Source organism: Porphyromonas sp. CAG:1061, assembly GCF_000435035.1.
Classification (GTDB): Bacteria; Bacteroidota; Bacteroidia; order Bacteroidales; family Porphyromonadaceae; genus Porphyromonas_A; species Porphyromonas_A somerae.
This window is the reverse complement of record NZ_HF988827.1, coordinates 1-2,582: the sequence shown is the minus strand read 5'-3', so window position 1 is coordinate 2,582 and position 2,582 is coordinate 1. Positions and strand designations below refer to the sequence as shown.

At 53.2% G+C, this 2,582-nt stretch carries 3 protein-coding genes; all 3 read left to right on the top strand.

Annotated elements, in window-relative coordinates; genetic code table 11:
* Window positions 1–1,465: L-aspartate oxidase (nadB, locus tag QVO39_RS00470; protein ID WP_288171203.1), on the top strand; the 1,465-nt coding region annotated here is incomplete at its 5' end.
* Window positions 1,458–2,303: a carboxylating nicotinate-nucleotide diphosphorylase gene (gene nadC / locus QVO39_RS00465; protein ID WP_021902546.1), complete on the top strand. Its 846-nt coding sequence runs from the start codon at window positions 1,458–1,460 to the stop codon at window positions 2,301–2,303. The genes nadB and nadC, both read left to right, overlap by 8 nt.
* A 2-nt stretch (window positions 2,304–2,305) precedes the next feature.
* Window positions 2,306–2,582 (top strand): quinolinate synthase NadA (nadA, locus tag QVO39_RS00460; protein WP_288171200.1); only part of this gene is annotated, 277 nt, incomplete at its 3' end.

Sequence of the window (2,582 nt, the reverse complement as noted above, 5' to 3'; positions counted from 1 at the left end):
CTTTGCTCAGGGCGGTATGGCAGCGGTCACCTCCTCTAGCGATAGTCCTAGAGAGCACTATGAAGATACTATGGTGGCGGGGGCGGGTCTTTGCGATCCCGAAGCGGTCCGTGTGCTGACCGAGGAGGCACCCAAGGCGGTGGAGGAGCTGGAGCGGCTCGGGATGCAGTTCGATAGTGTCGATGGGCATCTCGCTTTGGGTCTTGAGGGAGGGCACCATCATCACCGCATTTTACATGCTGGGGGCGATGCCACAGGGCGTCAGATCTCCCGCTTTATGATTTCTAAGGTAAAGGGGGAGCCTGGGATTACCCTCTTTGAACACCATACATTGATAGCGTTGATTGTGGAAGAGTACCGCTGCTATGGAGCATGGATATGGGATGCTGAGGCTAGGCAGCTAGAGGCGTACTACGCCCACTCTGTGGTATTGGCTACTGGAGGAGCTGCTGCTCTCTATAGACCCACTACCAATCCACCTACCGCATTGGGCGATGGCCTTTCGATTGCCTACCAAGCAGGGGCAGTGGTGCGAGATATGGAGTTTATACAGTTTCACCCCACTGCTCTGCACCTCAAGGGTGCCCCCTCCTATCTGATTAGCGAAGCGGTTCGTGGCGAGGGTGCTTATCTGCTCAATCCCGATGGGGAGCGCTTTATGGTCGGTCGACACCCTTTGGCCGAATTGGCACCTCGTGATGTGGTGGCGCGTGAGATCTATAGCGAGATGCAAAAGTACGATGTGGATAGCATCACCCTCTCCCTTCGTCACTTGGATCCCCAGAAGATATACCAGCGCTTCCCCACCATTTCAAAAGAACTACAGAAGTATGGGCTCGACTTAGCCACCGAGATACCGATTGCCCCAGCAGCGCACTACACAGTAGGCGGTGTGCGTGTGGATCTCAATGGACACACCTCTATCGATGGCCTTTATGCCGTAGGAGAGGTCTCCTCGACGGGGCTGATGGGTGCCAATCGACTCGCTAGCAACTCTCTCGTAGAGTGCCTTGTCTACTCCACGAGGATCGCCCGCCATATCGAGGAATTAGCCGATACGCCAATGGTTTACCCCACTACTATTCAGCCTCCAGTACAGCTTCGTGAAGGCTTTGACGATGAGGTGTGGATGGCAGAAAAGGGACGGAAGATGATGAAGCGCCTAGGCAAGATATTGATGAAGCGAGCGGGCATCGTGCGAAGCTCTAAGCGTCTGCAGAAAGGATTGGCAGAGGTTACAGAGCGACTTTCGGAGTTGGAGGACTTGGCGAAGGAGAGTATAGCCGTGCGGGAGGTGTACAATCACCATCTGGTGGCTCAGCTGATTATGCTTTCGGCAGAGTTTAGGGAGGAGAGCCGTGGGGGACATTATCGCAAGGATTTCCCGGAGACTTTGCCACCAGAGGCGGCCTACCATACAGAGATACAAGAGAATAAGATTACTAAAGTAAAATACCATGAATAGAGAATACTTACTGGACCAATTGATAGATATTGCCATAGAGGAGGATATCTCCACTGGCGACCTCGCCACTAACGCACTGATTGGCAGAGGTGAGCGTGCTACTGCACTTATTACCGCCAAGGCTGATGGTGTGATTTCGGGGCTCGCGGTGGCGGAGCGGGTGTTGGAGACCATTTCAACGGAGAAGTACCTCTTTGAGCCTTATCTCCAGGATGGTGATCGTGTGGCAAAGGGCGATAAGATCCTTAAGATCGAGGGTACCTATCGCGACCTCCTCACTAGTGAGCGGTTGATGCTCAACTTCCTACAGAGGATGAGTGGTATTGCTACTGCTACCCGACAAATGGTCGACCTGATTGCTGGCACGAAGGCCCAATTGCTCGATACCCGTAAGACGGTGCCAGGGCATCGGCTTACTGATAAGTTGGCAGTGAAGCATGGGGGCGGTACCAACCACCGTATGGGTCTCTATGATATGGCGATGATCAAGGATAATCATATCAAAGCGGCAGGTGGCATCTCTAAGGCCATCAAGCAGGTGAAGGCAACGCTCCCTATCTCGGTAAAGGTAGAGGTGGAGACCACCAATCTGGAGGAGGTACAGGAGGCACTGCAAGGGGGTGCCGACATTATTATGCTGGATAATATGAGTACCTCTCTGATGAAGGAGGCGGTAGCTCTGATTGGCAATAACGCAGCGACGGAGGCCTCGGGAAATATCACCCACGAGCGGATCCGTGAGGTGGCGGAGACGGGAGTTGATTTTATCAGCGTTGGAGCTTTGACGCATAGTGTCCGTGCCCTAGATATGAGTATGAATTTTGAAGTGAGTAAGTAAAGATGGAAGCTATTATAAAGGAGATCAACCGACTGAAGAAGGAGAAGAATGCTATTATCCTAGGACACTATTATGCCCGACCTGAGGTGCAGAGGGTGGCCGACTACCTGGGCGATTCCTTGGGTCTGTCGAGGGTGGCAGGCGAGACGGATGCCGATATCATCCTATTCTGTGGGGTGGAGTTTATGGCAGAGACCGCCTCGATTATTTCGCCCGATAAAAAGGTGCTGATCCCAGTGAAGGGGGCTGGCTGTACGCTGGCTCAGTCAATTACAGCGG